Source organism: Bacillus sp. JAS24-2 (assembly GCF_008274905.1).
Taxonomy (GTDB): domain Bacteria; phylum Bacillota; class Bacilli; order Bacillales; family Bacillaceae_G; genus Bacillus_A; species Bacillus_A cereus.
Genome location: NZ_CP031069.1, coordinates 480,111 through 505,058, shown reverse-complemented (window position 1 = coordinate 505,058; position 24,948 = coordinate 480,111). Strand labels below are relative to the sequence as shown.

The window sequence follows — 24,948 nt, the reverse complement described above, 5'->3', positions numbered from 1 at the left end:
CACAACTTATTGATAAATAATACATAGGGTGGCTTAAAACCACTTGAAAACACGGAATATTATGTGAATATAAGCGGTTAACTCATGAATTGAGCATAACCGCTATTTTTTAACCGTTATTTTGGCTTGAATCGTCTGGAACATATTCAAAAGGAAGGAATCCGCACAAGTTCTTTACAGAGATATTCAACAGGCTACAAAGAAGCGAATTAAATCAGATAAGTTAAGAGTTCTTTTAAGTGAATTAGAGGAAAGGAATTGTATTCGAAAAATTAAAGAAGGAAAAAAAGAAATAATAGTTGTGAATCCTCATTTAAGAAAAGAGAAATAAATTTTCTTGAAAATATTCCCCCAGTTCCCCAAAAAGGGTATGAGCCTTAGAGTACCAAGGGATTGCGGTGGGAAACGGCGGAACCCCGTGTTCCCCCAGTTCCCCACTTAGTAAGAAAAGGCGGACTAAACTGGGGGAACGGGAACAAGTGGGATTTAGAAGGGGAATACATTCAGTCTTAGAGCCACAAGGGATAAAGCTAAGTGGGGGAAGTGGGGGAACTTTTACATAAATAAATATAAAAAGGAGTGATTATGTGGGAGCCAGAAGTTTAGGTATCCAACAAACGGATATTGAACAAATGGATGGAAAGGCAAAAAGTATAGGTTTACTTGTAGGAATATCAGGTCAATTGTATTTTACAACGATTAGCCGCATATCCGATGTGTATATAGATTATATTAATGGCCACTGGATAGTATGGAGAGAAAAACATTATACGGGAGAAATAAAGCCAAGCGATGTGAAGGTGATTGCTAAGGCAGAGACTTTTGATTATGTGGTCATGAAAACCAAAAAATATTTAGAATTTATTAAGAAAATAAGATGGTAAAATATGCAGTCTATGAAGAGGGGGAAATTGATAGCAGAACAGAAAGAACAAGTTGAAGGTTCATGATATATCTATGTGATTGGTGGATACCTTATATCGTCATTTATGGATAAGGAAAGTGGAGAGTGACGGAGACATCCCAAAAGTATTGTGGCAAGTTAATACACGGAAATAGAAAGTAATAGGCGTGAGTGTATCTCATGTCTATTATTTTTTATAGTAGTTACTAAGGATATTGACATAGTAACTACATGGAAGGAGCATAATGATGTTTTGTGTGATACAAGAAATCAGTGTAAAGAAAGAATCAATCAGTCCCACATATAAGCAATTAGAAGTAACGAAAATGAATCTGGACAATGGACAAGTGTTATATGGCTATCGTACGGCGATACGGATTGAAAGGCCGATTAAGAAAGCCTACAAAATAAGTATTCATCATAGTTATAGAGAGCAGGGGAAAGTTAATAAGAAACAGTGGGTCATTGCTACTATGGGGTATTATGGCTTGTTAGAGTTGTGGCCAGGGGATTTTATTAACAAAACGAGATTAAATCAAAAGTTAGAAGAAATGGGAATCACAGAGAAAGAATTGTGGGATATGGTCTATGTTAAGTTAGAGCCTATCATTAATAGGGTAAAGGCTGAATTTGAACAAACAGAAGAATATAAGATAACGCGGGAACAAAGCGAGATTTTTGGTACGTATCGCAAGAAGAAGGTTGCCTTTGAAAGTAAATATGGACAAGGTTCTTATGATCGTTGCTATGACATCTTTGGACAAATGAGAAATAGGAAATATGGAGAGCATCTGCAAAATGAATATGAAGCAAGACAGGATTATCAGAAACGTAGTTACAAAGAACATTTTAATAGTAACTACAATAGATCGGATGACAGTAGTTATCAAAAGTCTTCAATTAGTAACTACACAGAATCGGAATGGAAGCTGCTTAAGAAATTTTATCGAGTATTAGCAAAAGAGTTTCATCCAGATATAAATAAAGATAGTGGGAAGGCTATGGTACTTGTGAATAAATTAAAAGAGCAGTGGGGGGTATAAAATGCTGTTAGGATGTGAAGGAACAGAATGCAGCAAGAGTAAGGTACCTTACTCTTGCTGCATTTTTGTGTAAGAAACTTGAAACAGGAGGAATCATTATGGCTGATAAACAAAAGGCTAAGGGTAAAAAATAATAAGGATAGTTTTATATAAAAGGTCAACATTATCACAAAAAATACTCGTTAACTTTTCACATTAAATGTAAATTCATAATCCCCGTCAATACTGTTCGGTTCACCAAATAGTTCTGTGTATAGACTAACCACTTTTGTAAACCCATTTTTTAATGCAAAGTTGTAACCTTCTTCAGTTACAACTTCCTGTAGTATTAATCGTTCAAAGCCTTTTTCTTTCGCGAATGTCTTAAACCATTCAATAACAATACTTCCCTTCCCTTGATTACTTGGGAAAATGCTTATTGCAGAAATCACCAAGATTGGATCAGGGGAAATCTCACTTCTAAGGTGAAGGGTGACCTTAGACTTTTTAGAAGAGACATCTAAAGAATATTTAGAAAAACCTTCAATGAATACTATTTCGTCCTGTACTAATTCTTCTAATAATAGTTTTAAAATTTGGAATTCTTGTATATGTAGAGGAATCTTGGGGAGTTTTTTTGAATCAGTGTTAATAGTATTTATCATCTTTTTTTCTCTCAAAGTAATCAAATCCTTTTATCATGTATTTTTTTCTTCATAATTCATATTGCTGAGCATGTTAATGTTTTAAAAGAATATATGATAGAGCTTGTCGTAGCTCCTTTCCAAAATTTTAGGGGAAATATGGTTTTTAAAGTAACGTTCTATGAGTCCTTATATACTGTACCTTTGCAATGCAGTACGGCATACTATTAATGCAATACTACATTGAATATACAAAACAAACAACTCAACTTAATACCTGAAAAATGTTCCATTAATTCTTCTATCCTGCTTTTGGGTGATTTCTATAATGGAAGTTGAAAATAATGATATAATTTATATATTCACATTTCACAGGAGATGAGTGAGGAGGAAAAAATGAACTTACAGCAAGCGAAAGAGCAGGTTGAAAAATTAAATGATTTTATTGAATTGGTTTTAAACTATAAAGTGATTTCTTTGGAAACAGCGGCGATATATGAGTATGCTTTAGATAATAATGTTTCGAAAGTAGCTGTTAAATTAAATGAACAAGGTTATATGATGGAAGGGGCTAGAGGTCCGAGAAAAATTAGCAGCAATGATGTATCAGATATATTACAAGGAGATGAATTAGACGATCTGCATGTGATTATAAAAAACATGTTTAAGAAAAATAAGCGAAAGGTGAAATAGTTCACGTAAAAATTGCTAAGAGACTAAATTAAAGACATAATCAATGGTTATACATAATGAGGAATCAAGTGATGGTCTCTATCTTATTTAAAGGTTAAAAAGACGAAAAAAGAGAGTAAGTAAAAGTACTTACTCTCTTTTTATTAATAAGTTTTTGACTTATCGATAACTACTCGTTTTACGTAGCCGTTACCTAAATTGACTACCGTTGAGTTATTTTCAAGGTTAACCGCTTGTTTAGCTTTTAATCGACTTTTAACTGTATCGTTAAGGAACGGATTGGCTAAATTTTCTCGCGATATAGTTTTTATTCCTACACTAATCTTTTTCATTTAACCAATCCTCCTTTTTATATTAATTATGTGTGGTTAGAAATCATTTTCGCTATTATATTATATGCATCAGCTTGTGAAGTGATACTTGTGTGTTTAAAAGCATGAATTTGCTGAGTATTTCCGGATGTCTTTAATAATTTCTCGCCTTTAGTAGACCATTCCTGCCCATTAAAGGATAAAATTATACTATCTTTAGTTTTTTCTTTCTCTAACGACCAAACTTCTGTTCGCGATTCGTTATCAATAGTGTATTCCCAATCTAAATTTTTGTCAATTTTTGATAAAGCATTTATTGTAATGAGAAGGTTTTGTGGTCGTTTGTCTGGATCCGGCTTCATCATATCATTAATGACTTTGATAAGTGACTTTGGTATATGTGGTAAGTAAAATTTTCGATTTGGAAAAGTTCCTTTTTTTACAGCGTCATCAAATGCATCCATAGAGTGATATTGAGTTAGTTGTTGCCTGAACACGTCATTACCATTGCACATTCTATATAAAGTAATACCTGATTGGTATATATCGGCGTGAAGAGTCAGATCCTGCTGAGTTATGGATTCAGGTGTTTGCTGTGGCATATATGTCATTTCAGGACTAGCAGTAGCATCAATATCAATATATTTGGCTAATCCGAAGTCGGTTATTAAAGCTCGATTGGAGTGATTAATTAATATGTTAGTAGGTTTGACATCAAAATGGATAAGCCCTTGTGTATGAATGAAATGTAGACCTAATAAAAAGTCTAAAGAATATTGAATAATCTCACGAACGGTTAAGGATTTTTGTTTCATAAGAGCATTGATAGATCCGTTCTTATAATGTGGCATAGCAATATATACATAATCTTCTTCTGATGAAGCGTAATTGATTTCAACAATGTTAGGGTGTGGATAGTTATATAAAATGTGAGCTTCTTTAAAGTATTCCTCTACTTTCATACTATCCTTCTTAATTCGTTTTACAACCAACTCAGCGTTTAATTGTGGGTCGTGTACGAGATGAACATCGGAATTTTTTCCTTCTTGTCCAATTTCTTTTATCGGTTTAAATTTAAGTTCTGTTGTTACTAATAATGACAATCAATTCACCTGCTTTTTAAAACAAAGTGGCAATGCCTGTTAAAATGGCTTCTCTTTGTTCTTTTTTATATTGAGACCAATCTGGTATTTCTAAAGGATTTTGTTCAGCATCAAGTACAGCCTTTATTTCTTGAGGCTTCGATTCTAATCTTTTGGCAATCGAGCTGATATACCCTTCAAAATAATTTTCAACTGAAGAGTTAGCTAAAAGTTCCAGTACTACACCTTCTATATTTAAGCGGAAAGGGTTTGTTCTTTGTGCGTTCCCCTCGTATACTTTCATACCAGCTTTTGTAATTCCATACTCTTGTATAATAGAGATGATTGTAGTACGAATAAAAGAAAGGGACCTTGGCACATCTAAAGCTTTGGGTACATGTATGCTATCAACTGTTAAGATATCTATTGCACCATTTGATTCAATAACGGAAAAGTATATGCATTTTGGGGCAACCCTTATACCTAATGTCCTCATTTAGAACCTCCAAAAACTAATCATTTTTTCATATAAATAGGTTGAAATTGTTAAAATTCAACATTACAAAATTTTAACATTGTTATTTAATAAATGTAAATACTTTCTTTTTATGTGGTGTTATATCGATTAAATTAGGGGGCAGAACATCTTGATTTTTAATCATTAAGGAACCTCTTTAAACGAATGGAGAACAGTAGAAAATTTGTAATAACAAAGGAGGTGAACCTGTTATAACAGGTTGAAAGTATCGGATAACTTGGATAAGAACATAGGGGGGCCAGATGAGCTAACTATTGATTTAAGAAAATAAATATAATGAAGAAAAACGAACAGTGTTTACTAATATAATGGTAATCAAAAAGAAAGGAAGATTCCTATAATGAAAATAAAAAACAACTTCTAATATATAGGCTTTATAAATAATAAATAGATTGTAATAGCTGCAAGGAACAGTAATATTATAGCTTTTTCAATAACTATATTTGGAGATATTCGAAAAGTAGTATTTTTGTATATAGGTAAAAGTGGATTTATTATTAACACAGTAGCTGTATATCGATATTGCCCTGCTCTATCTATTTTACTTTTACTTATATTGCGGAAATGTCGAAAAATAAGTGCAGCAGATCCCTCGTATACTATAAATTAAATTAGAGATAAGATTTAAAAAAATAGTTTCTGCCCCAAAAGAGCTGTTTCATCGCAGTTAATCAACTGTTATACATAAGAAAACCCCTTGAATATCAAGAGGTTTCAGTATGACCCCGGAGAGGCTCGAACTCACGACCTCCACCCTGTCAAGGTGGAGGTCTTTTAAATAATTTAGTCTTCTCTTTGTATTATAAACTCCCAAAACTTTTTTAATTCCTCACGCTTTTGAGGAGTCGCATTGCTTATATCTTTAAACCATTGATAAAGGTCAGGATCTTGTATGTCTGTAACTTGTCTTATTTCAGTTGTACCGAGGAGGTAATCAATTGATACTTCAAAGAAAGTGGCTAATTTTATCAATGTATTATAATCGGGTTCACGATTTCCTTGTTCATACATTGCATATGTAGTTCGGGCAATCCCTAGTTGTTTTGCCATGTCTTCTTGACGCAGTTTGCGTTCTTTTCGAAGAGTGTGTAGTCTAGTGCCAAACATATGCTACCTCCTTTTATGTGTTTTCTATATCAATTATAACGTCACAATTTGTAACATTTAACAAAGTACACGAAATGTGTAAAAAACATTGATTTCATACTTGTTATTATGTAATATAATCAATAGTTACACATTTTGTGACAAGAAAAGGAGGGGAATAATGAGGATATGGTTATTAGAAAAACGCAAATATAGAGAGAAAACACAGGATTATATTGCATATAAGGCAAGAATATCTAGAAGTATGTATGCAATGATTGAAAGTGGTGAAAGAAATCCAAGTGTTCCTGTCGCAAAGAATATAGCTAAGGCACTAAATTTTGATTGGACTCTTTTTTTTGAAGATTAATGTCACGTTTTGTGTAATTTAGAGCGTGATAAGTTATGTTTCTATATTGTTTTCCTAAAACGAAATAATTTATTAAATATTTTTAAGAAAATATTAGATAAGGGGAGTGTTTAAATATGAACATGAAAACATTTGAAATGCGTGAAAAACGATTAGCAGAACTACTAGGTGCAAAAGTACTGTGGGAATTTATAAGTGCTGTCACAGAGGAAATTGAAAAACAAGAATTAGAGTCTACACCAGGTTTATTAGAGGATCTATTCATACATGTGAAAGAAACTATTCAAATTCAAAATATGAATCAACGCATAACAAAAGCCCCTGCACAAACAGAGGCTGAAGGTATAAATAAAGATACATTATTTATGGAAGCATATGTAGAGTTAATCAATCATAAGTTTGTTATTTCTGAATTAGCTGTAGAGCTTTCATCTGTTCTAAAAGAATTAAATTGTTTTGTTCAATCATCTTTGCCACAGCTTCAAAATAAGCTTGACTCTCAAGAACCTCAACCTGCTTCTCTTTAGGGAGTGATTGAAGTATTCTTTACACTCATATATGTTATTGCCGGAGTCTTGGATTAATTTATTATATAGTATGGGTAGGAAATGGATTCGATAGTTTACAATGAATTATATTTTGCCATTTGCTGGCGTCTGATACAAATAAGACAGTAATTTTCGGAAGTAGTGTGATGTCGTTGTATATAGTGTGGGAAAATTTAAACAATCGATTTCGTCAATAATGATGAGATCAATCCTAAATTCATCTGCTTTTTTAAATGAATTTGTCCAACTATTTTCATAATTATCTCTTATTGCTAGATAACCATCTTTAGACATTTGAAGGCTGAAGCATGTATGAATAATCATGTCATATAACATTATTTGTTTAGCGATTTAATTTTAAAATTTAAAAGAAAGCTAAAATTTGTTGAAGGGAAGCCATTAACTAATTATAAGTTATAAATTTGAATAGTTGCTACAGTGATATAATCCCATATGGTATAATTTTCTATAAAAATATTGGAAAGGGTTTAAGCGATGGGACAATTTCAAAGTAATTTTCAAACGGCAGAACAAATCGCAACGCAAATGAGGAATGCTTCTGATATTATCCAAAGTGCGATAAATCGTTCTATAACGAAGGCGAATCGTACTACGCTAACTGTTAATTCCAAAGCACAAGAAGCAAATCAGCAAGCTTTAGATTTAACGAAACAATTTTGTGCCGCCTTTCAACAGGCAGTCGATAATATTCATTCGGTAGCTAACGAATTTGAGAGAATGGATAACGAACTTCAAAATACTTTTCGCTAATGTGACCACCTTCGTAAAGGTAAAACGATAGGAGGAAAAAGATGAGTCAAGATATTGAAAACCAAATCAAACAATTAAATCAAAAGTTACGAAGTGTATTTGAAGAACAGGACCGAAATCAATCCGCGATTCAAACTCAAGAGCAAGCAGAAGAGGACTTTTATGAATGGAAAAATCGGAATCGTCGTTTGTTTAACCGAATTTTAGAAAATTGGCATGGAGATAGAGAATTATCTCATTTTTTTACAAATATCTGTCAAGAAGCACAACACATTGAGCGGAAACTTACATTTGAATTCGAAAACAAAAAAGAAGTGTTACTTAAAGAAAGACGAGATCTTAGTGATTTAGAAAATGAGATTTCCTATCAGCAACAACAATTAGCAAGGGGGGGCAATGCATGAGTTTAAATATGTATTTGGGAGAAGTACAGAACCAGACTCAAAGCATGAATGCTGTATGTATGGCTACCATTCAAGGGATGGAACAAGCCATTCAGTCGATTGACGCTTTTGCAGGTGATACTGTTTTACAAGGTCAAACTTACGAAAGTGCAAGAACATTCTTTGTCCAAACCTTTCGCCCCTTGGCTCAAGGAATTATTTTTTTATGTGAAGAGTTAATTCGTCAGAATAATGCTTTTCCCAATGATTTCGAATCACAGGTAGCTTCAACTGATGTTATTGAACAAGAGTTGCTAGAACAAATTCGAGAAATTGACCGAATGAAAGCAAGTATGGAAGACATCAGTCAAGCTATGCCACTCCCTGGTATGGAAGCTATGGCGAATCTTTTTACTGTCATGAGGCAAAAACTGCAAAAAAAGCTAGATCATCTACATGAATTTAATCAAACATCTAGTAATAACTATAGTACAGCAATTCAATTAGCTGCTAGCATTGCTACAGGCCTTGCAGAAGTACAGAGTGGAAAAGGATTTAGTTCTGCAAGCGGCACATTTAGTACGAGAGAATTAAACATGGAATGGCTAACACCTATTCAAGAAATTATGTATGAACAAGCTATTCAAGATCAAATCAAAGAAATGGATTTAATAGAAAAACAAGTGGCTTTAAAGGCTCAGGAAGATAATAGATCATGGTATGAAAAAACAGCTATTGGTGCTTGGGAGTATTTGAATGGTGTTATCGAATTTTTTCAAGGTGCTGGCAGTGCAGCAGCGGAAAACTTTATTGGACTTAAAACGCCTGATAATGATAAATTAAAAAGCAAGATAACTTATCAAGCTGGAAGGCTTACTGGAAATGCTTTATCGATGGTAGGATCTGTTATAGAAATTTTTGAAGGTATTTCACTTATAGGTGGCTCTAATTTCTTAACCATCGTGGCGGAAATAGGAACCGGTGGATTGGCATCACCAATTGTTCTTCCATTAAATGGAGTTGCTACAGTAGCTGGTGTTGGTGTGGTTGGACATGGTGGATTTGTTTTACATAAATCAATTCAAAATGCTAAGGATACTCTTCAAAAATTCCAGTCTTCTTCAAATGGATCTGCTAGTACTATAAAAAAATCGTCACCTAAAAAAGTTAAAAGTTTAAGAGAACAATATTTAGGAAAGACACCTGGAAAGAAATCAAGAACGGGCCGTGAAGTAATAGAAAAAATGAAAAATGAAAATCCACCAAGAATTAGGACAACACGTGCCGGTAAAATGCAATTTAAGGCAAGTGATGGAGTGTGGTATGATCTTAGTAAATCAGATATGGCTCATCTAACCGATGCTGTCTCGTGGTGGAATAGTATTGGTAGGCATTATGGAGCAAAGTCTAAGGAAGTTAGAAAATGGATGCTAGATTCTGTTAATTATGAATTGGATCATTTTAGTTTAAATAGATCAGCAGGCGCTAAATTAGGTGAGAGATATTTGCCACCAACTAAAAAATAATTGGAGGTAAAGGGAATTGGAACTAGAACTAGATGACAAAATATACAATCAAATTGTACAACTATGTGAAGAGGGAGATATTCTATTTGAAGTAGAACAATTTGATCAAGCACTGGAGAAATATTTGGTGGCTTTAGATATGGTGCCAGCACCAAAGACGGATTGGGAAGCAAGTACTTGGTTATATACAGTAATAGGCGACACTTATCTTATTAAAGATGACTATGAAATGGCAAAAAGTAATTTTTATAATGCTTTAAACTGTCCAGACGGTATTTCGAATCCATTGATTTTATTGAGACTGGGAGAGAGCTTGTTCGAATGTGGAGAACTTGAAAAAGCTAAGGAATATTTATTAAAAGCATACATGCTAGAAGGTTACAAGATATTTTTTGAAGAAGATGATAAATATTTTGACTTGATTAAAGACATTATTTAAGGAGGAGCAATATGGCTATATTACAATCACCTTTAAAAGAGAAATTCGAAAGTCTCGTTAATCAGAGTAATGATGAATTTGATAAAGGTAATCATAATGAGTCTATTACATTATTAGAAGAGGCTTGGAGTGTATTGCCTAATCCGAAAGGTATTTATAATGAAAGTTATGATTTAGTGAATGATATTATTGATACTTGTTTTATTGTAAAGGATTTTAAGACAGCAAAAAAATGGTCAGATAAAATGTTTTTAACCGGATTTATGCGTATTGATACAGGGGAAAAAGAATTTATTTCAGGAAAAGTTGCGTATGAATTGGGTGATTTAGAAATCGCAAAAGAGTTTTTCAACTTTGCTAACAAAAAATCAGAAGGAAGATGTTTTGAAGATGAGGATGTTAAGTATCTTAAATTCTTCAAAAGTTAAGAGTGTAGGCTAGGTGGTAGATAGCTAAATATTTTCTGTATGACGAAGATGAAGAATAATTGAAATATAGGCGTGAACCTCGGTTCACGTCTTTTTTGCATTTTTTTTCAATTTCTCCGTTACCAAATCGACTTTGGGTCGGATTTAATAGTGTGAGAGACGAGTAGTAGCTGGCCATCTTTCTACCGGCGCTTCTTCCAAGATATACGAAAAGAAGTTTTGAAGCTTTTTTGTAATTAACGTTACGAAGCAATTCAGAGGTCGGATTTATACATAGGAAAAAGAATTCAATAACAATCGGAGGTAGTTACTATTGAAAACTCAATATCGTTAACTGTAAGTGACAGCGCTTCGCTGATACGCAAGAATGTGTCTATAAGAGATTCATAATAACGTAATCTTGAAAATCACTATAGCCTCGTTTATTTTGAGCATCAAGTAAACGTCGTAATTCATCTACTGTAAGTACAGCAATTTCCTCTTGTGGTTCGTCGGTTTGATTAAGCGCGTACACTTGGATGAAATCGGTGTCTGCATTACGGAATAAAGGGCCGGATGTGAACGTATGATAGCGTGGATGGCGGTTACATTCGCAGTTGCATTTTTGGTGGTGGTTACGTTTAGTCCGATAGCACTTTTTAGACCGTTCGTAATAGTAGTTTGACATATTAATTACGTACCTTCTTTTTAGTACTTGCTTTGCGGAGGGGGGGAGGATTGGGGCATGCGGCAGTGGATTTAAGAGGAAAGATGAATAGAGGTGAATAAGAAAACCGCCTATTACGGGCGGTCGCATTTTTAAATAGCTCGATTTCTTTTTATTTTTGCCTTTATGTATTTTATATCTTTAATAGTCTTATGAATCATCATAGGTATTAGAATGATCATTATAATACAATAGAATACATTCCAAGCGGTACCAATATATGTATCGTTTAGTCCTTTTATATTTAGCCAGTAATCCACTACCATCCCACCGAATAAAAGTGATAAACATAACGTGCTGGCATCTTTTTCTTTATTCCCAAGAAACATAATGAAAAACATGAAAAAGAGAGCAATAGGTGTATTGATATCATCAAAAATCATCATAGCACTCGCCACCTTTCAAATAAGAATATTGATACTAATTACATTCTATTATACGCAGGAGATTCCCAGTATTTTGTAACGACTTTAGGTATATTTTTATAATCAAAGTGATCGAATGTAATTTTATTAAAGTCATCACGAGTTATTTTTATTTTCATAAACGGATCACTAGATTTATTGTCATCTGTATCAGTCAGTTCATTCACTTTAATTAATATATTAGAATATAATTATAACAAATGAAAGGATATTATGGGAGTGTGAATTGTTTTTTTATGGACAAATTTGTAAGGGATAATGCGAGATAACAAAATTTTATACTTCGAATAGCTTGAATTTAGACCTCCTATCTGTCCACATGGTTCCCGACGTCAGAAAAATTCCATCAAAAAGCTGGCCTTATTCAGCATTCTCCTCATCTTATATTATAGTTACGAATAATTCTCTAATATCGTTTTAAAAAATAATCCGATACTTTAGCTAGTGTTTCAATATTGACTCTTTTAATATTTTCTTTGCACATTTCATTTACTGTAGAAGGATTTATTACCTTTCGTAATTCAACCAGATTGTTTTGAGTGGATCGTATTCTCTGTTAATACATTTTGTAATTTAAATTTTATTTTCCTCAATAACTTTGGTGACCAAATTACTGCATAAAAATAACGCTCTATTCGTTGATAGAACGCCATTTCATTGTATCCGTATGATCCCAGAGAGGATCAAATTCATGCCCTTCACCCATATGAAGGTGAAGGTTTAGTTTATTACTTTTCTTCCTGCATTATAAAATTCCAAAAACGTTTTAATTCTTCACGCTTTTGGGATGGAGCAAGCTTTATATCATTTAACCATTGATCTAGTTCTGAATCATTTCTTTTCTCTTCGGCATAAAAATCTCTCCCTAGAAGAAAATCAGTAGATACTTTAAAGTAATCTGCTATACGTATCAAGGTATTGTAATCAGGTTGACGTTCGTTACGTTCATACATACCAATTGTACTCTCACTTAGTTGAAGCGATTGAGCAAGTTCTTTTTGCGTAATTCCTTTTTGTTTTCTTAAATCACGAATTATATTTCCAAACGTTTTCATTCTATCACCTGATAATATATTAACACAATATGTGTTAATATATTAAAATTTTTAAAAATTGATAATTAATATCTATTGACAACACATTTCGTGCAGTTTATATTTTAAATAACAACACGAAATGTGGTTTTAGGAGTGAGAATGTATGAATTATGAAAGAGTAGCTGAAAATTTAATTAATCTAAGAAATGGGAGATCTAGAGAAGAGGTGGCAAAAGCAGTGGGAATCAGTATTAGTACATTGCAGATGTATGAAAATGGCCAGAGAATCCCACGAGATAATATAAAAATAAAATTAGCGAAATTCTATGGTGTTACAGTCCAAACAATTTTTTTTGATTCCGAACAACACGAAGTGTGTTGAATAATATTAGATTTTTAAGTTTATGTAGCGATTTTGTAGAAATGTAAGTTTAGAAAGTGTTTTGGGCAATTTTACATAAGAACATAACATTTTTATCATTATATATAAATTATAGGAGTGTATTTGCATGAACATGAAAACATTTGAAATACGTGAAAAAAGATTAGCAGAACTATTAGGTGCAAAAGTACTATGGGAATTTATAAGTGCTGTAACAGAAGAAATTGAAAAGCAAGAACTAGAATCTACACCAGGATTATTAGAAGATCTATTCATACATGTAAAAGAAACTATTCAAATTCAAAATATGAATCAACGCAGAACAAAAGCCCCTGTACAAACAGAGGCTGATGGTATAAATAAAGATACATTATTTATGGAAGCGTATGTAGAATTAATTAATCATAAGTTTGTTATTTCTGAATTAGCTGTAGAGCTTTCATCTGTTCTAAAAGAATTAAATTGTTTTGTTCAATCATCTTTGCCACAGCTTCAAAATGAGCTTGATTCTACAGAACCTCAATCTGCTTCTCTTTAGGGAGGGATTGAAGGATTTCTTTTATATCTTTACACTCGTATATATTATTCCTTGAGCCTTCATTATATAGTAAAAGAACAATTTGAAAATATGTTGAGATTAAAAAATGGTGCCAAGAAAGGATTGCTCATTTTATGCTTCTACAGTTCATACAATAAATTGATGAATTTCTAAAAGTGGAACCATATTTGGAAATTTAGGCTGATGGTGAGTGAAGTAAAGATGCTTGGTGTTGTGAAAAATTAGGTAGTTTAAAAGGGGATTTTTTATGAAGAATGAACGAGTAGTAACTTGTAATAAAAAAGGAAGTATTGCAGTCGTTACAATTCAAAATCCACCAGTCAACACTTTAAGTTTAGAAGTAGTTCAACAATTAGTAGATGTATTAGAGGAAATAGAAATTGATAATGATATTTCAGTCGTAATTATAACTGGAAGTGGAGAAAAGGCCTTTGTAGCAGGAGGGAATATAAAAGAATTTCCAGATTGGATGGGCAAAGGTGAAAAATATGCCGAGATGAAATCATTAGAATTGCACCAACCTCTTAAGCAACTAGAGAATCTGTCTAAACCGACTATAGCTGCTGTTAATGGGTTAGCACTAGGTGGTGGATGTGAATTAGCACTTGCTTGTGACTTAAGGGTAATAGAAGAACAATCTTTAATTGGATTACCGGAAATTACGTTAGGTTTATTTCCTGGGGCTGGAGGAACCCAACGCTTACCTAGATTAATTGGAGAAGGGAAAGCAAAAGAGATGATGTTCACAGGGAAATCGATTACAGCTAAAGAAGCAAAAGAAATAGGCTTGGTTAACTACATTACCCCTCGAGGAGAGGCGTTAAATAAAGCAAAAGAGATTGCAAGGGATATAAGTAAATTTTCTCTTCCAGCTCTCGCCTATATGAAGTTGGCAATTCGCGAAGGGGCAGCAGTACCTTTACAAGAAGGGCTTGAGATTGAAGCGCGTTACTTTGGAAAAGTATTTCAAACAGAGGATGTGAAGGAGGGGGTAAAGGCATTTATTGAAAAAAGAATGCCGCATTTTACAAATAAATAGAATGGGACGAAAAAAGTTATCCAGGTTTATTCTACACTATGTCAACATAGATGCTGTTTTTAAAGCTATTTATTTGTTTTTCGCAACACCTTTCAGATCTAGTTCGTCTAATAAATAGATTTGTAGTAGCATGTCTATTTCAAAAGTGAAAATAAATAAAAAGGCGGAGGAATAGAATGGAAAATGGTACAAATGAAAAGGAAATAAATCAAACGCCTTTAGTAAGTGTATTAATTCCTACGTATAATCGTCCACACTACTTTGAAAAAGCTTTATGTAGTGTATTAGAACAAACGTATCCTAATATAGAAATTATAATAGGGGATGATAGTACAAACGACGAAACAGAGAAAGTGTTACAAAAGTACTTGTATGATCATTCAAATATTATTTATATAAAAAATAAGTCAACTCTTGGACAATTTGAGAACTCACGTATGTTATTTCATAAAGCGAAAGGTGAGTATATAAATTTCTTAATGGATGATGATTTATTTCATGTAAATAAAATTGAAAAAATGATGAAATACTTTTTAAATGACCTAGATAATGAAATTAAGCTTGTAACATCCCATCGCCAAGTAATGGATGCAGAAGGAAACCTATTGCCAGATGTTTATGCAACGATGCGTTTATTTTTTACAGATACGATTATAGATGGGCTACAATTAGGAAAAATGGTGATTATGAATCAAAAGAATTATATAGGAGAACCGACAACGGTTTTATTTCGTAAAAGTGATTTAACAGAACCGTATGGTGTATTTGATAAAAGGCGGTATCTTTGCAACGTAGATGTAGCTTCATGGTTATCCTTACTGAGTAAAGGGAAAGCAGTATATATAGCGGAGACACTCAGTTACTTTCGATTACATTCAAATCAGCAGTTAAATGAATCTAATAAAATGATGGATGGGTTAGAGGATTTTTCTCATAGTATTATTATAGCTGGAGAAAAATATGGTTTCTTATCCTCCGAAGAGGAGTTAGACAGAGCTATTACAAATTTTCTAGACTATGCAAGAAGAATTGTTCCATCATCCATATTATATTCATTGGACTACTATCAACAAATCAAGCTAAAGAAAATAAATATTGAAAAGAAAAAACAGCGTATGAATATCAACTCGCACCTCCCAAAAGTCAGTATACTAATTCCTGCCTACAATAGACCTCATTACTTAGAATTAGCCCTCAAAAGTGCTTTGAATCAAACCTATGAAAATATTGAAATTATAATTTCTGACGATAGTACAAATGATGAAGTAAAAACAATGATCCAGCCATACTTAAAAGAACATAAATGTATAACATATGTTAAAAATGAAAATCCATTGGTGGCTGAAAATTTTAATCAATGTATAGAGCTTGCTACTGGTGAATATATAAATTTTTTATTAGACGATGATTTATTTCATCTTGAAAAGATTGAGAGAATGATGAAATACTTTTTTGAATTAGAAAACATTGCATTTGTGACGTCGTACCGTGAACTGATTGATGAGAATGGAGAAGTATTACCCCCCTCTACATTGAATATGAAAATTGCCACAGAAACTACAATTTTTGAAGGGGAAACACTAGGAAATTATATGTTGAAAAACTTGAAAAACGTAGTTGGAGAACCGACAACGGTTTTGTTTAATCGCAATTTTTTTGGAGGGAAATTTGGTTATTTTAAGGGGAAAGCGTATTCTTCTATTAATGACATTGCAACTTGGTTAGATATGATGAGGAAAGGAAAAGTAGTTTATATACAGGAACCTCTTAGCTACTTTAGACAACATAGTGGACAAAATCAAAAACAAATGTACTTTATATTGATGACAATTGAAGAATGGATTGAATTAATTACAGATGCACATAATAGTGGGTTTTTAAATACTGAACAAGATTATAAAGAGAGCTTATCTTATTGTTTGGAGAATGCGGGATTTATACTTAAGGATGCAGTAAGAAGTGGAGAACTAGATCAAATTTATAATGAAAAGATAAAAAGTGGGTTAATTAAACTAGTTACTCATATATTTGAGAAAAATATTTGTTATTGCCAATATTGCAATCAAGAATTTGAAAAATTTTCACCTTGGCCAGCACATTATGATTTTCTAAAATATGAATTTGAGATGTGGAATAAAGATACAGGTATCTGTCCAGTTTGCTATTCGATGGATCGTGACAGGTTGTATCGTGCGTACATTGAAACAGAAACGGATTTGTTAAGTAGGAATTATACTATGCTTCATATTGCACCTGAAGTGAAGGTAAGAGGATGGCTTAACCAGTTTAAAAACATTACTTATATATGTGGGGATTTAGAACCAAAGGATTCTTTAATGGAGGAAATTGATATTACGAGAATTGCATACGAAGATAATACCTTTGATGTTATTTTATGTAGTCATGTATTAGAACACGTGCCTGACGATGAAAAAGCAATGCGAGAATTATATAGGGTACTAAAGCCAAATGGATGGGGAATTATTCAAGTGCCAATCGCAATGAATGTAGATTTTATTATAGAGGATAAATCTATTGTAACGCCATTATTGAGAAAAATAGCCTTTGGTCAAGAAGATCATGTTAGGATTTATAATCGATCGGGATTTATTCAACGATTAACAGATGCGGGCTTTAAGGTGGAATTGTATAACATAGCTCAGAAACAAGGAATAGAAATTGCTAGGAAATTCGGATTATCTGAAACGGATATGCTCTATATTGTCCGGAAATGATAGAAAGGAATAGATGCATATGGAGAATATTCCTTTTTTACGTGCGTCAATTGTACCTGCAAACGAGTACTTAGATGAATTAGAGCGAATTGATATATCCCACATATATACAAATTATGGACCTATAAATCAACGTTTTGAAGAAACAATTATGTCTGAATTTTTTCAGAACAGGGGAGCAGTTACAACAGTAGCAAACGCAACGCTAGGGTTAATGGCGGCAATTCAATGTAAGAAAAGAAAAAAAGGAAAGTATGCTCTTATGCCTAGTTTTACATTCCCTGCTACTCCATTGGCAGCTATTTGGTGTGGATTGGAGCCTTATTTTATTGATATTTCATTAGATGATTGGTGTATGGATAAAACGGTACTTTTGGATAAGATAGATGAATTAAAAGAAGAGGTTGCAGTTGTTGTTCCATATGCAACATTCGGATCATGGATGGACTTGAAAGACTATGAAGAATTAGAGAAAAAGGGTATTCCGGTTGTTGTAGATGCGGCACCAGGGTTTGGATTAATGCATGAGGGTATACATTACGGGCAGAATTTTAGTGGTATGATTGTATATAGCTTTCATGCAACAAAACCTTTCGGAATTGGTGAAGGTGGCATTATATATAGCCATAATGAGGAAGAGATAAATCAAATTAAAAGAATGGGTAATTTTGGATTTGATCATAATCGTGAATGTACGATGATGGGGTTTAACTGTAAAATGACTGAATATGCAGCAGCTATTGGGATTACAACGATAAATAAATGGAATCAAAAAACGCAAGAACGAACTCGTATCTCTGAATGGTATAAACAGTTATTACAAAGTACGGGATTAATAAAAAAAGGCTGGCAAGTTCAAAAGACAAAAGCAGTTATTCATCAATTTATGCCTATCCTCTGTTCAGAAAAAGTTAACAATATGCAGATAATAGAAGAGTTGAAAAAGCAAAAGATAGAAGCTAGATCATATTTTTCACCATCTTGTCATCAACAAGATTTCTTTAAAAAATATAAGTCTACAGATTTAACAAATACAAATAAAATAGAAAAACGAATCATTAGTCTACCTTTATGGGAAGGAATGACAAAAGAAATCGTAGAGAAAATTATAATGTGTTTAATGCAGAAGGGGGTTTCCACAGATGAATAGTTTTTATAGTCAAGAAGAGTTGAGCGAAATTGGCTTTCTATCTGTCGGGGAAAATGTATTAATAAGTAAAAAAACCAGCATATATAATCCAGGTGCTATATCTGTTGGGAATAATGTAAGAATCGATGACTTTTGCATTTTAAGTGGCAAAATTACAATTGGAAGTTATTCGCATATAGCGGCATATACAGCGTTATTTGGAGGAGAAATGGGGATTGAAATGCATGATTTTGCAAATATTTCATCAAAAACAATTGTATATGCAGCAATTGATGATTTTAGCGGAAATACATTAATGGGACCGACTGTTCCACATCAATATAAAAATGTGAAAGCTGGAAAAGTTATTTTAAAAAAGCATGCCATTGTTGGTGCGCATTCTATTATCTTTCCCAATGTAGTAATAGGAGAAGGAGCAGCAGTTGGCGCGATGAGTATGGTAAAAGAAAGTTTAGATGATTGGTATACGTATGCTGGGGTGCCCGTAAGAAAAATAAAAGCTCGTAAACAAAAGATAGTAGAATTAGAAAATGAATTTTTAAAAAACATCAATTCATGAGTCTTTAAAAGATAACGCTGCAAATTATCTCAAAGAAATAAACAAAGACATGTGTGTATGAGGGGATATTATTTGATCACTAGTAGGTGGCAAAAAGTTATAGAACTTTACGGATAAAATTGTGATTTAAACCATAAATTTGCCGTTTCGGTAAGGTTATGGTTCTTTTTGTTTGTGGAAGAAAACTTATTATAGAGAGCACTACATGTCCATCACCACTAAGAAAGTCTTAAAGTAGACATGAATTCTTAAAAATGATACTACATAATAGTTACAAAATACCTTTGGATCGCTCCTGCTTTATATAAAAATAGTAACATACAATTGTTTATAATCTCTATTGCAAAGGAAATTGATGCATTTTGCTATGGGAAACTGGAATTTCTAAGTAACTTTCCTATATATTTAGGTTTTAATAGAGTGTATAGACAGCCCTTACAATTCCTTGAAAACAAGTAAGTAACCCTGTAATAATTGGTAAATCAACAATAGGCGGATGCGAGACACTAGGTGTCGTTATTGTTCATTCTCAATCATATTCTGAATAATTGAGTCTGTATCGGTCAGGACCATAATCTCAGCCATGTGTACTTAGAGGTAATGCTCCAGTTCCATGTCGTTAGGTAAGAATAATGTCTCCGGGATTTAAGATTAAAATAATAAATGTTAATATAAAAATGAAATGTTTACAATATACCATTAAATAACTATAAATATCATTAAGAGCTTAAATTCGGAAAAAAACTATCAATTTCAGATTCATAAACTTCAATTTCTTTAACTGCTCCAATATCTTCAGGAGAACCATCCCAAATATAGCCACGTACACTATTCATTCCAATATAAGCTGGACTAAACCAAAAATCCTTTTTTGATGTATTGTTTGTGACCCATATATATACCCAATTAAGAAAATAATTATAGAAATCTAAAGTGCTTCTAAATTTAAATTTCACTAATGGAGTATTTTTAGGTGGAGGATTATGCGGGAAATAGTTTCTCTGATTTCTTTGTTTATGCATTAATTCATTTATTTTCAAAAAATTAATCGAACTTTCATCCATATCTTTAACATCCCTTCTTAAATGAACTATTTACAATCCTATTTATGCAAAAAATATAAAAATGAAACTTGTATTTTTTATTAAAAGTTTCATTTTTTAATCATACATAGACAAAAATATAATTCTATTCATCAAGATTATCTACTTCTTGAAAATAAGTGTATTTTATATGAAACTTCAAGAGAATTAAAAGGTACCCTGGCGTATTGGTGTTGTTTAGTTGTTCTAAAAAATATAATAAGTGGCTGAGAGGAGTAAATAAACTTAAACTATAAATCAACGCATAACAAAAGCCCCTGTAAAAACAGAGGCTGATGGTATAGATAAAGATGCATTATTTATGGAAGCGTATGTAGAATTAATGAATCATAAATTTCTTATTTCTGAATTAGCTGCAGAGCTTTCATCTGTTCTAAAAGAATTAAATTGTTTTGTTCAATCATCTTTGCCACAGCTTCAAAGTGAGCTTGATTCTCCAAAACCTCAATCTGCTTCTCTTTAGGGAGTGATTGAAGTATTTCTTTTATTTCTTTACACTCGTATATGTTATTCTCCGAGTCTTCGATTAATTTATTGCGTCGATTGGTGTATTCAAGTGCACCTAAAGTCGCTAATGCGCGAGGATCTAATCCTAGAATTTCCATGTATTCCTCTCCTTTCCTCTACAATAATTCGATAGGGAAAAGGAGATTCCTTTAATAATCTGGTAGAATTTTTGAGAATCCATATAATATGATGTTGATTAGTGGAATGTTATGTAGCAGGGATGCAATAGAAATAGATCTGAAAGAACTTCTAAAAAAGACGAGGAGAAAAGGAAATCCATTAATTCTCACTCTTTTTCTTAAATGTCCTACATATAAAACGTTTGTTTCCTTTTATCATGAATTTTATATTGGATTCTTTGAGGAAGATCAGGTAAATATATGGGATGGAATATGAATAGATAAACGAAGCTGAAGGGAAGTGTAACCGTCAGAATTATGGGGGATATTAAGGGGGATAATGTAATGTGTTTTAAAATGTTTAAGAGTGAGAGGCTATGTATCACTCGTTACTTAAAAAGTAAAAGATTAGACATTTAAAATAGAGATAGGTGTCTAAGTTATTTGTATAGATGTTGAGCGTATGAAATTAAAACATGATGAAATATAAGGTGATCTTTAGATAGGTTAAGCAGAGAAATATGGCATGCTGAGAAAGTAGCTAGTAAATTTGAGAAAGTTAAATTGTGAAAGGTCACACTTATGTTAACTTAGATGTCTATCACTAACTTATTCTGTATAAAAACTAGCTGCACAAAAGTACAGCTAGTTTTCTTCACAAATTTATATAGCTTCAATGACGAATTGAGATTGAGGTATATATAGTAATTGAGCTGTTAAGGAAGTTGTTGTATTAGCAAATGGGTATGCTCCCTTATAAAGAAAATTACTATACACTATTTCATTCATTTCATAGGTCGTACACAGTTTTTTTAGGATTTTTTGAGAAATTTTATTTGTACAAGCAGCAATAAAATCAAAATCTCTTTTACTTATTTCTTGAATGGCATGTGAAAGCAGGGTAGTGACTATACCACTTCCCATCCAATCTGGATGACAAGCGCCCATATCTAGATAGACCAATTTTTCTTTATCTAAATGAGAAAACTCAATAGATTCTGTCTCTAATGTATCTAAAAGTTGAAAAATAGGTTCCATTTGTGGGCATAGTTCATTCGCTTTATCTGCATCTATTAGTGGCTGAGTTACTTTTTTTGTTAAAAGAACCCCAACAATTTGAAAATTTTCTATTGCTACAAATGACATAGCTTGAGATACAGCTTGTTTCATCATTTCTTCGCACATTTTGTGAAAAGGAGCAAAAGGAATTTGTAAATTGCTTACAAGAGGTTCATTATTCACAAAAGAATGTGCAAGTAAATGTGCTGCGTCTTTCACGTGGTGTGTATCAAGTAGCTCAATATTCATATGTTTTTCCTCTTTCCTGATATAGTGAATAGTAATTAAAAGGATTAAAAATTTTATTTCATTTGGTTAAGTTTAACTATTAAAGCGCTAACAAATATGGTTATGAAACATATGAATGAATCTGTTTAGTAGCAATCGAAATATGTTTATAAAGAAATTCTACGATCTCATCTATACATTCAACAGTTGTATATGGAGAGATAGAAAAGAATTTTAATGTAGAAATCGGATTTCTATCATAACTGTTTATTACATCTACTACACAAGAACGAGTTGTATCACCAAAAAATACTTGATCGCGATTTTTTCCTAGGTAATTAAATAGTTCTATATTTAATCGGTTTGTATCCTCAATCTCTTCTTTTGTTGCAAGGCCTATTCGTTCTATTTCCCAATTTTCTTGGCCATCTCCATTCATATAGAAGCGGAAAGTTGTAATTGGTCCATATGTAAAATCGTTTGTGATTGCGACTTGGGGTAGGGCCTTGCGCAACTTCTCTCTAAATAATAGATTTACACGAATATAATTTGCTAATAATTTTTGATATCCTTCAATTCCAAAGGCTAATAGATTGATATACATCGGAATAGCACTACCAGCTCGTGAACATTCTAAGGTATAGCCTGTATGATAACTCCCATATGATCTATTACCAAGATAAGGTGTATCATCTTGATCAATGTCCATCAGTTGTAAATCAGTATGATTTTTTACGATTAGAATACTTGAAGCATAAGGTGTTTGTCCTAATTTATGAAAATCAAAACATACACTGTCTGCAAGGGACATATATTGCATTTTATCTTGTACGTATTGTAAGGCATTTTTCACATTAGGTTCAAATGCGAGTGGATTTTCTTCAAAACTATAATTATTAAAGAAACTATAGAATCCGCCCATTGCAGAATCAGCATGGATATAAATAGGTTTTAATTTATATTTTTCCTGTATTGTTTCAGCACTCTCTTTAATTTTCTTTATATCATCAATGGTAAAAGTATCTGTTGACCCCATAGTAGCTAGAATATAAAGGGGGATACCACCATTTTTAATAACTTGTATCATTTTATTCTCTAAATCTTCTATATCCATAGAGTTTGTATAAGGATCAGTTTTCACTTTTATTAAGTGATTTGACCCAATGCCAGTTGCTTCAGCTGACTTTAATAAACTATAATGTGCATTTTCAGAAGCAAAGCAATATACATTTTGTGGAGCACCATGTTCTTTTGCTGATGGGAATTGTTTAGAAATTGCTAAGCGCAAGCTCGAAAACACGCATCCTTGTCCACCCCATGTTGTATAGCCGCCACTGCTATGTGGATTATAACCTATCAGTTTTGAAAGCATGGATACCACTTTTACTTCTGCTTCTGCTGCCCCTGGACCATATACATCCCAAACACCATTACCATTTAAAAGGGACATGGTTATTACACCTAATAGTGAAGGTATACTTGGTAGTGGTACAGCGTTAGACAAGTAATTTTTATTTGGATAAGGATGCCCATTCATAAATTGGTTTAGCTCTTCTATAACCTCGGACATAGTGATTCCAGCTAGTGGAATATGACTTTGGTGAATTAAGCTATTGTAGTATCCTTCTGATTTTTCCTCACATTTACCTAAAGTAGCTCGCTCTTCATTTTTTAATCGGTCAAGATTTTTAATTATTTTCTGCATAGATTCTAATAAAAGTTGTTGTTTTTCTTCATTTCCGTCAACGCTCGGAAATAGCTTTAAAATATCTTGCATGCAGTCACTTCTCCTTGTGAAAAACTGGATTTTTATTTTACTTGGTTAAACATAAGGGTATAATAATTTTTAATTGCCCTTTCGAATACTTAGAAATGAGGAGCTATTTAGAAAAAAATGTAATTCCATAAAAAATTATATGAACTATGGAATTTAAAGTAAAGAAAAATTTTTTGATTTATTTTAAAAAAAGTAATTGCGAGATAATAAAGTTTCTAAAAATATTTCTGAATTAATTGTTTATTTGGTTTGCATGTTGTCCTAGCATATATTCAACTAGTGTAGTAGATATTTTAATATAATGTAGAACGTATTATAAGGTAGTTGAATAAAAGGGCTCAACTACCTTATAAACTGTAGATATCGTAGGGAAAAGATAAAAAAATTAAGGTGAAAGTGCTAAAAGAATGTTCTAGTGGAGAAGAAGTAGTATGTTTAATTGCACAACAACAGATGACGTAATATTTGGTATATTGCTTTTAGGGACGATCGCAATTGCAACCAGATACACAATTAATCAAATACAATAACGTACCTATGAAAGTAGGTGCTTTATTCTTTGTTATATAGAAATTATACATTAATTCATATTTAAACCATTGAAAAGAAAAAGGGTAATGATTGTTGTTTTACTGATGAGACGGATGGATAACCTTATGTTTAATAGTTACGTATAGCTATATAGTTGTTTTTTAGTAAGAATCCTATATTATTCTTTATTTACCTACACTTATACTGTTACTACCTTATTAAGATATCACCATTGATTTAAAGTGGTATATATAAAATAAATAGTTGAGATTTTTCGGAAGGGGAGA

General features: G+C 32.5%; 27 protein-coding genes. 16 read left to right on the top strand and 11 right to left on the bottom strand.

Translation table 11 applies throughout. From position 1 onward, the window contains the following. Positions 1-587 precede the first annotated feature (587 nt). Both DN407_RS29500 and DN407_RS29495 read left to right on the top strand, forming a co-directional pair. Positions 588-884, top strand: a complete 297-nt coding sequence (locus DN407_RS29500; protein WP_149217040.1) for a hypothetical protein — start codon at positions 588-590, stop codon at positions 882-884. Between the two features lie 268 nt (positions 885-1,152). Beyond that, positions 1,153-1,947, top strand: a complete 795-nt coding sequence (locus tag DN407_RS29495; RefSeq protein ID WP_149217039.1) for a hypothetical protein — start codon at positions 1,153-1,155, stop codon at positions 1,945-1,947. Positions 1,948-2,129: 182 nt separating this feature from the next. On the opposite strand, the gene DN407_RS29490 is transcribed toward DN407_RS29495, so the two are convergent. Beyond that, positions 2,130-2,591, bottom strand: a complete 462-nt coding sequence (locus DN407_RS29490; RefSeq protein WP_149217038.1) for an N-acetyltransferase — start codon at positions 2,589-2,591, stop codon at positions 2,130-2,132. 375 nt (positions 2,592-2,966) lie between these two features. Between DN407_RS29490 and DN407_RS29485 the strand changes: the two genes are divergently transcribed. Further along, positions 2,967-3,263 carry a hypothetical protein gene (locus DN407_RS29485; protein WP_149217037.1) on the top strand — a complete coding sequence of 99 codons (297 nt, stop codon included), beginning with the start codon at positions 2,967-2,969 and terminating at the stop codon, positions 3,261-3,263. A 143-nt stretch (positions 3,264-3,406) separates the two neighbouring features. On the opposite strand, the gene DN407_RS29480 is transcribed toward DN407_RS29485, so the two are convergent. The 4 genes from DN407_RS29480 to DN407_RS29465 form a co-directional block, all read right to left on the bottom strand. Next, positions 3,407-3,595, bottom strand: coding sequence for a hypothetical protein (locus tag DN407_RS29480; protein ID WP_149217036.1), 189 nt, complete (start codon positions 3,593-3,595; stop codon positions 3,407-3,409). 26 nt (positions 3,596-3,621) lie between these two features. Continuing rightward, positions 3,622-4,677 carry a serine/threonine-protein kinase gene (locus DN407_RS29475; RefSeq protein ID WP_149217035.1) on the bottom strand — a complete coding sequence of 352 codons (1,056 nt, stop codon included), beginning with the start codon at positions 4,675-4,677 and terminating at the stop codon, positions 3,622-3,624. A 16-nt stretch (positions 4,678-4,693) separates the two neighbouring features. Continuing rightward, a complete protein-coding gene (locus tag DN407_RS29470) occupies positions 4,694-5,152 on the bottom strand; it encodes a hypothetical protein (RefSeq protein WP_149217034.1) in 459 nt (152 codons plus the stop codon). Positions 5,153-5,977: 825 nt separating this feature from the next. Continuing rightward, a complete protein-coding gene (locus DN407_RS29465; RefSeq protein WP_149217033.1) occupies positions 5,978-6,301 on the bottom strand; it encodes a helix-turn-helix domain-containing protein in 324 nt (107 codons plus the stop codon). A gap of 160 nt (positions 6,302-6,461) precedes the next feature. On the opposite strand from DN407_RS29465, the gene DN407_RS29460 reads away from it, so the two are divergent. The 7 genes from DN407_RS29460 to DN407_RS29425 all read left to right on the top strand — a co-directional run bounded on the left by DN407_RS29460 (position 6,462) and on the right by DN407_RS29425 (position 10,745). Next, positions 6,462-6,650, top strand: coding sequence for a helix-turn-helix transcriptional regulator (locus tag DN407_RS29460; RefSeq protein WP_149217032.1), 189 nt, complete (start codon positions 6,462-6,464; stop codon positions 6,648-6,650). 116 nt (positions 6,651-6,766) lie between these two features. Continuing rightward, the gene (locus DN407_RS29455) at positions 6,767-7,177 is read left to right on the top strand and encodes a hypothetical protein (RefSeq protein ID WP_098615863.1); all 411 of its coding nucleotides are present in this window, start codon (positions 6,767-6,769) and stop codon (positions 7,175-7,177) included. A gap of 516 nt (positions 7,178-7,693) precedes the next feature. Next, complete coding sequence (locus DN407_RS29445; protein ID WP_061667272.1) at positions 7,694-7,969, top strand: TIGR04197 family type VII secretion effector; 276 nt, start codon at positions 7,694-7,696, stop codon at positions 7,967-7,969. A 41-nt stretch (positions 7,970-8,010) separates the two neighbouring features. Beyond that, a complete protein-coding gene (locus DN407_RS29440; protein ID WP_149217031.1) occupies positions 8,011-8,373 on the top strand; it encodes a DUF3958 family protein in 363 nt (120 codons plus the stop codon). Continuing rightward, positions 8,370-9,878: a T7SS effector LXG polymorphic toxin gene (locus DN407_RS29435; RefSeq protein WP_149217030.1), complete on the top strand. Its 1,509-nt coding sequence runs from the start codon at positions 8,370-8,372 to the stop codon at positions 9,876-9,878. Before DN407_RS29440 ends, DN407_RS29435 begins: the two co-directional genes overlap by 4 nt. Positions 9,879-9,894: 16 nt before the next feature. Beyond that, positions 9,895-10,317 (top strand): tetratricopeptide repeat protein, encoded by a 423-nt coding sequence (locus DN407_RS29430; protein ID WP_017672819.1) that lies wholly within the window; start codon positions 9,895-9,897, stop codon positions 10,315-10,317. An 11-nt stretch (positions 10,318-10,328) separates the two neighbouring features. Further along, complete coding sequence (locus DN407_RS29425) at positions 10,329-10,745, top strand: hypothetical protein (RefSeq protein WP_000996351.1); 417 nt, start codon at positions 10,329-10,331, stop codon at positions 10,743-10,745. 798 nt (positions 10,746-11,543) lie between these two features. On the opposite strand, the gene DN407_RS29415 is transcribed toward DN407_RS29425, so the two are convergent. Next, positions 11,544-11,837: a hypothetical protein gene (locus DN407_RS29415; RefSeq protein ID WP_098601196.1), complete on the bottom strand. Its 294-nt coding sequence runs from the start codon at positions 11,835-11,837 to the stop codon at positions 11,544-11,546. A 767-nt stretch (positions 11,838-12,604) separates the two neighbouring features. Then, positions 12,605-12,931, bottom strand: coding sequence for a helix-turn-helix domain-containing protein (locus DN407_RS29410; protein WP_098291910.1), 327 nt, complete (start codon positions 12,929-12,931; stop codon positions 12,605-12,607). Positions 12,932-13,076: 145 nt separating this feature from the next. On the opposite strand from DN407_RS29410, the gene DN407_RS29405 reads away from it, so the two are divergent. The 6 genes from DN407_RS29405 (at position 13,077) to DN407_RS29380 (ending at position 19,337) form a co-directional block, all read left to right on the top strand. Then, positions 13,077-13,295, top strand: a complete 219-nt coding sequence (locus DN407_RS29405) for a helix-turn-helix transcriptional regulator (protein WP_061667279.1) — start codon at positions 13,077-13,079, stop codon at positions 13,293-13,295. Between the two features lie 127 nt (positions 13,296-13,422). Continuing rightward, on the top strand, positions 13,423-13,833 hold the full coding sequence (locus tag DN407_RS29400) for a hypothetical protein (RefSeq protein ID WP_149217028.1): 411 nt from the start codon (positions 13,423-13,425) through the stop codon (positions 13,831-13,833). Positions 13,834-14,101: 268 nt separating this feature from the next. After that, on the top strand, positions 14,102-14,893 hold the full coding sequence (locus tag DN407_RS29395) for an enoyl-CoA hydratase (RefSeq protein ID WP_098539331.1): 792 nt from the start codon (positions 14,102-14,104) through the stop codon (positions 14,891-14,893). Positions 14,894-15,069: 176 nt separating this feature from the next. After that, on the top strand, positions 15,070-17,628 hold the full coding sequence (locus DN407_RS29390) for a glycosyltransferase (protein ID WP_149217027.1): 2,559 nt from the start codon (positions 15,070-15,072) through the stop codon (positions 17,626-17,628). Positions 17,629-17,647: 19 nt separating this feature from the next. Beyond that, positions 17,648-18,778, top strand: coding sequence for an aminotransferase class I/II-fold pyridoxal phosphate-dependent enzyme (locus DN407_RS29385; RefSeq protein WP_149217026.1), 1,131 nt, complete (start codon positions 17,648-17,650; stop codon positions 18,776-18,778). Continuing rightward, on the top strand, positions 18,771-19,337 hold the full coding sequence (locus tag DN407_RS29380; RefSeq protein ID WP_149217025.1) for an acyltransferase: 567 nt from the start codon (positions 18,771-18,773) through the stop codon (positions 19,335-19,337). Before DN407_RS29385 ends, DN407_RS29380 begins: the two co-directional genes overlap by 8 nt. 719 nt (positions 19,338-20,056) lie before the next feature. On the opposite strand, the gene DN407_RS29375 is transcribed toward DN407_RS29380, so the two are convergent. The 4 genes from DN407_RS29375 to DN407_RS29360 all read right to left on the bottom strand — a co-directional run bounded on the left by DN407_RS29375 (position 20,057) and on the right by DN407_RS29360 (position 24,130). Then, the gene (locus DN407_RS29375) at positions 20,057-20,401 is read right to left on the bottom strand and encodes a hypothetical protein (protein ID WP_065705402.1); all 345 of its coding nucleotides are present in this window, start codon (positions 20,399-20,401) and stop codon (positions 20,057-20,059) included. Positions 20,402-20,778: 377 nt separating this feature from the next. After that, positions 20,779-21,045, bottom strand: a complete 267-nt coding sequence (locus tag DN407_RS29370) for a hypothetical protein (protein ID WP_000404243.1) — start codon at positions 21,043-21,045, stop codon at positions 20,779-20,781. Between the two features lie 684 nt (positions 21,046-21,729). Next, complete coding sequence (locus tag DN407_RS29365) at positions 21,730-22,374, bottom strand: GNAT family N-acetyltransferase (RefSeq protein ID WP_149217024.1); 645 nt, start codon at positions 22,372-22,374, stop codon at positions 21,730-21,732. A gap of 100 nt (positions 22,375-22,474) precedes the next feature. Then, complete coding sequence (locus DN407_RS29360) at positions 22,475-24,130, bottom strand: pyridoxal phosphate-dependent decarboxylase family protein (protein WP_149217023.1); 1,656 nt, start codon at positions 24,128-24,130, stop codon at positions 22,475-22,477. Positions 24,131-24,948: the final 818 nt, after the last annotated feature.

Bases quoted from the DNA above. Each gene is read 5' to 3' on its own strand.
- DN407_RS29495 (WP_149217039.1), top strand. From the start codon at position 1,153: ATGTTTTGTGTGATACAAGAAATCAGTGTAAAGAAAGAATCAATCAGT.
- DN407_RS29490 (WP_149217038.1), bottom strand. From the start codon at position 2,591: ATGATAAATACTATTAACACTGATTCAAAAAAACTCCCCAAGATTCCT.
- DN407_RS29485 (WP_149217037.1), top strand. From the start codon at position 2,967: ATGAACTTACAGCAAGCGAAAGAGCAGGTTGAAAAATTAAATGATTTT.
- DN407_RS29480 (WP_149217036.1), bottom strand. From the start codon at position 3,595: ATGAAAAAGATTAGTGTAGGAATAAAAACTATATCGCGAGAAAATTTA.
- DN407_RS29470 (WP_149217034.1), bottom strand. From the start codon at position 5,152: ATGAGGACATTAGGTATAAGGGTTGCCCCAAAATGCATATACTTTTCC.
- DN407_RS29465 (WP_149217033.1), bottom strand. From the start codon at position 6,301: ATGTTTGGCACTAGACTACACACTCTTCGAAAAGAACGCAAACTGCGT.
- DN407_RS29460 (WP_149217032.1), top strand. From the start codon at position 6,462: ATGAGGATATGGTTATTAGAAAAACGCAAATATAGAGAGAAAACACAG.
- DN407_RS29455 (WP_098615863.1), top strand. From the start codon at position 6,767: ATGAACATGAAAACATTTGAAATGCGTGAAAAACGATTAGCAGAACTA.
- DN407_RS29445 (WP_061667272.1), top strand. From the start codon at position 7,694: ATGGGACAATTTCAAAGTAATTTTCAAACGGCAGAACAAATCGCAACG.
- DN407_RS29440 (WP_149217031.1), top strand. From the start codon at position 8,011: ATGAGTCAAGATATTGAAAACCAAATCAAACAATTAAATCAAAAGTTA.
- DN407_RS29435 (WP_149217030.1), top strand. From the start codon at position 8,370: ATGAGTTTAAATATGTATTTGGGAGAAGTACAGAACCAGACTCAAAGC.
- DN407_RS29425 (WP_000996351.1), top strand. From the start codon at position 10,329: ATGGCTATATTACAATCACCTTTAAAAGAGAAATTCGAAAGTCTCGTT.
- DN407_RS29415 (WP_098601196.1), bottom strand. From the start codon at position 11,837: ATGATGATTTTTGATGATATCAATACACCTATTGCTCTCTTTTTCATG.
- DN407_RS29410 (WP_098291910.1), bottom strand. From the start codon at position 12,931: ATGAAAACGTTTGGAAATATAATTCGTGATTTAAGAAAACAAAAAGGA.
- DN407_RS29405 (WP_061667279.1), top strand. From the start codon at position 13,077: ATGAATTATGAAAGAGTAGCTGAAAATTTAATTAATCTAAGAAATGGG.
- DN407_RS29400 (WP_149217028.1), top strand. From the start codon at position 13,423: ATGAACATGAAAACATTTGAAATACGTGAAAAAAGATTAGCAGAACTA.
- DN407_RS29395 (WP_098539331.1), top strand. From the start codon at position 14,102: ATGAAGAATGAACGAGTAGTAACTTGTAATAAAAAAGGAAGTATTGCA.
- DN407_RS29390 (WP_149217027.1), top strand. From the start codon at position 15,070: ATGGAAAATGGTACAAATGAAAAGGAAATAAATCAAACGCCTTTAGTA.
- DN407_RS29385 (WP_149217026.1), top strand. From the start codon at position 17,648: ATGGAGAATATTCCTTTTTTACGTGCGTCAATTGTACCTGCAAACGAG.
- DN407_RS29380 (WP_149217025.1), top strand. From the start codon at position 18,771: ATGAATAGTTTTTATAGTCAAGAAGAGTTGAGCGAAATTGGCTTTCTA.
- DN407_RS29375 (WP_065705402.1), bottom strand. From the start codon at position 20,401: ATGGATGAAAGTTCGATTAATTTTTTGAAAATAAATGAATTAATGCAT.
- DN407_RS29370 (WP_000404243.1), bottom strand. From the start codon at position 21,045: ATGGAAATTCTAGGATTAGATCCTCGCGCATTAGCGACTTTAGGTGCA.
- DN407_RS29365 (WP_149217024.1), bottom strand. From the start codon at position 22,374: ATGAATATTGAGCTACTTGATACACACCACGTGAAAGACGCAGCACAT.
- DN407_RS29360 (WP_149217023.1), bottom strand. From the start codon at position 24,130: ATGCAAGATATTTTAAAGCTATTTCCGAGCGTTGACGGAAATGAAGAA.